This window comes from Pseudomonas sp. NPDC086278 (assembly GCF_050280905.1).
Classification (GTDB): Bacteria; Pseudomonadota; Gammaproteobacteria; order Pseudomonadales; family Pseudomonadaceae; genus Aquipseudomonas.
In genome coordinates, this window is the sequence record NZ_JBNNWE010000193.1 from 1 (window position 1) to 2,993 (window position 2,993).

Consider the following 2,993-nt stretch of genomic DNA (forward strand, 5'->3'; position numbering starts at 1 on the left):
TGTTAACCCCTAACGAATAGAACGGATGCCCTTGCGGCGTCACCAGATACCAGCGACCGTCACGCTTTTCGGTGCGGAAGAAGCCACTTGCCTTGCAGAAGGACGGGCAGTATGTGGAGTGTTTACCCGCGACATCGCCGAGACTAAGGCCATGCAGGTCAACCAGTACGCCAGGGAAAGCCAGCATCCGCTACTCTGTGAAATCGAGAAGGACGGTTAATCGCCGACCACTTGGGTATGAGGTGAAGCTATGTTAAACCGCGAGCTCGAAGTCACCCTCAATCTTGCCTTCAAGGAGGCGCGTTCGAAACGTCATGAATTCATGACCGTCGAGCACCTCCTGCTGGCCCTATTGGATAATGAGGCTGCCGCCACCGTTTTGCGTGCGTGCGGCGCAAACCTCGACAAACTCAAGCATGACCTGCAGGAGTTCATCGACTCCACGACGCCATTGATCCCCGTTCATGACGAGGATCGTGAGACCCAGCCAACCCTGGGCTTCCAGCGCGTGCTGCAGCGTGCTGTGTTCCACGTACAGAGCTCGGGCAAACGTGAAGTGACCGGCGCCAACGTGCTGGTCGCCATCTTCAGTGAGCAAGAGAGTCAGGCAGTGTTCCTGCTGAAACAGCAGAGCGTTGCGCGCATCGATGTCGTCAACTACATCGCTCACGGCATCTCCAAGGTGCCGGGGCATGGCGATCACTCTGAAGGTGAGCAAGATATGCAGGACGACGAGGGCGGTGAGTCTTCTTCTTCAGGCAATCCTCTGGATGCTTATGCCAGCAACCTTAACGAACTCGCGCGTCAGGGTCGTATCGATCCGCTGGTAGGGCGTGAACTGGAAGTCGAGCGTGTCGCGCAGATTCTCGCGCGCCGTCGAAAAAACAATCCGTTGTTGGTGGGAGAGGCGGGCGTGGGTAAAACCGCGATTGCCGAAGGCCTGGCCAAGCGCATTGTCGATAACCAGGTGCCAGACTTGCTGGCCAACAGCGTGGTCTATTCCCTTGACCTCGGTGCCTTGCTGGCCGGGACCAAATACCGTGGTGATTTCGAGAAGCGCTTCAAGGCGTTGCTCAATGAACTGAAAAAACGTCCGCAGGCGATCCTGTTCATCGACGAGATCCACACCATAATCGGTGCGGGCGCTGCGTCCGGTGGCGTCATGGATGCCTCTAACCTGCTCAAGCCGCTCCTGTCATCGGGTGATATCCGCTGCATCGGTTCGACCACGTTCCAGGAGTTTCGCGGGATCTTTGAAAAGGACCGTGCCCTGGCGCGCCGCTTCCAGAAAGTCGATGTGTCGGAGCCCTCCGTGGAAGACACCATCGGCATCCTGCGCGGCCTGAAAGGTCGTTTCGAAGCGCATCACAACATCGAGTACAGCGATGAAGCGCTGCGCGCCGCTGCGGAACTGGCGTCGCGCTACATCAATGACCGGCACATGCCGGACAAGGCCATCGACGTGATCGACGAGGCGGGTGCCTATCAGCGTCTGCAGCCCATCGAGAAGCGTGTAAAACGCATCGAAGTGCCTCAGGTCGAGGACATCGTTGCGAAAATCGCGCGGATTCCGCCAAAGCATGTCACCAGTTCGGACAAAGAGCTGCTGCGTAACCTTGAGCGTGATCTGAAGCTGACGGTATTTGGTCAGGATGCTGCCATCGACTCGCTGTCGACGGCGATCAAGCTGTCCCGTGCCGGCCTGAAGTCGCCTGACAAGCCTGTCGGTTCGTTCCTGTTCGCAGGGCCGACCGGTGTCGGTAAAACCGAAGCGGCGCGTCAGTTGGCCAAGGCGCTGGGCATCGAGCTGGTGCGGTTCGACATGTCCGAGTACATGGAGCGCCATACCGTCTCGCGCCTGATCGGTGCGCCTCCAGGTTATGTCGGGTTCGATCAGGGCGGTCTGCTGACCGAAGCCATTACCAAGCAGCCTCACTGCGTGCTGTTGCTCGATGAGATCGAGAAGGCGCACCCGGAAGTCTTCAACCTGCTGTTGCAGGTGATGGACCACGGTACGCTGACCGATAACAACGGGCGCAAGGCGGATTTCCGTAACGTGATCGTCATCATGACGACCAACGCCGGTGCCGAAACGGCAGCCCGTGCTTCGATCGGCTTTACCCATCAGGATCACTCCTCCGATGCAATGGAAGTGATCAAGAAGAGCTTCACGCCGGAGTTCCGCAACCGTCTGGACACCATCATCCAGTTTGGTCGCCTCAGTCATGAGGTCATCAAAAGCGTGGTGGACAAGTTCCTTACCGAACTTCAGGCGCAGCTGGAAGACAAGCGCGTGCAGCTGGAAGTGACCGATGCCGCGCGCAGTTGGCTGGCAGCAGGTGGCTACGACTCGGCAATGGGCGCTCGACCAATGGCGCGTTTGATCCAGGACAAGATCAAGCGTCCGCTGGCGGAAGAGATCCTCTTTGGCGAACTGGCCGACCATGGCGGCGTGGTGCACATCGACCTCAAGGACGGCGAGCTGACCTTCGAGTTCGAGACCACGGCAGAAATGGCCTGACGTTAACCGCAATAAAGCAAAAGGCGCCGAAAGGCGCCTTTTTGCTATCTGCGAGTCCTACGCACATTAACTGTGGGAGCGGGCTTGCTCGCGAAAGCGGAGTGTCAGTCGCCGAATATGTTGCCTGACACTCCGCCTTCGCGAGCAAGCCCGCTCCCACATTGGCCAAGTGTACGACCTTAAATCGCAGGCAAACAAAAACGCCCGGCATAAACCGGGCGTTCTGTATTGACTTGATTAGCGAGCGCGGTAAGTGATGCGCCCTTTGCTCAAGTCATAGGGCGTCAGCTCGACGCGCACTTTGTCACCGGTAAGAATACGAATGTAGTTCTTGCGCATCTTGCCGGAGATATGCGCGGTTACGACGTGCCCATTTTCCAACTCCACACGAAACATGGTGTTGGGCAGGGTGTCGACGACAGTGCCTTCCATTTCGAAGCTGTCTTCTTTCGACATGCAGTAAAGCCCTCGG

At 57.8% G+C, this 2,993-nt stretch carries 2 protein-coding genes and 2 pseudogenes; 2 read left to right on the forward strand and 2 right to left on the reverse strand.

Going from position 1 to position 2,993, the window contains the following annotated elements; all coding sequences use genetic code 11:
* Positions 1–94, reverse strand: a pseudogene (locus ACQKP4_RS28755) (hypothetical protein); the annotation flags it as partial.
* On the opposite strand from ACQKP4_RS28755, the pseudogene ACQKP4_RS28760 reads away from it, so the two are divergent.
* Positions 86–220: pseudogene (locus tag ACQKP4_RS28760) on the forward strand (ATP-dependent Clp protease adaptor ClpS); the annotation flags it as partial. The pseudogenes ACQKP4_RS28755 and ACQKP4_RS28760 overlap by 9 nt on opposite strands.
* A gap of 30 nt (positions 221–250) precedes the next feature.
* Positions 251–2,521, forward strand: a complete 2,271-nt coding sequence (gene clpA / locus ACQKP4_RS28765; protein WP_007946437.1) for an ATP-dependent Clp protease ATP-binding subunit ClpA — start codon at positions 251–253, stop codon at positions 2,519–2,521.
* 237 nt (positions 2,522–2,758) lie between these two features.
* On the opposite strand, the gene infA is transcribed toward clpA, so the two are convergent.
* Positions 2,759–2,977: a translation initiation factor IF-1 gene (gene infA, locus ACQKP4_RS28770; RefSeq protein WP_002553999.1), complete on the reverse strand. Its 219-nt coding sequence runs from the start codon at positions 2,975–2,977 to the stop codon at positions 2,759–2,761.
* Positions 2,978–2,993 lie beyond the last annotated feature (16 nt).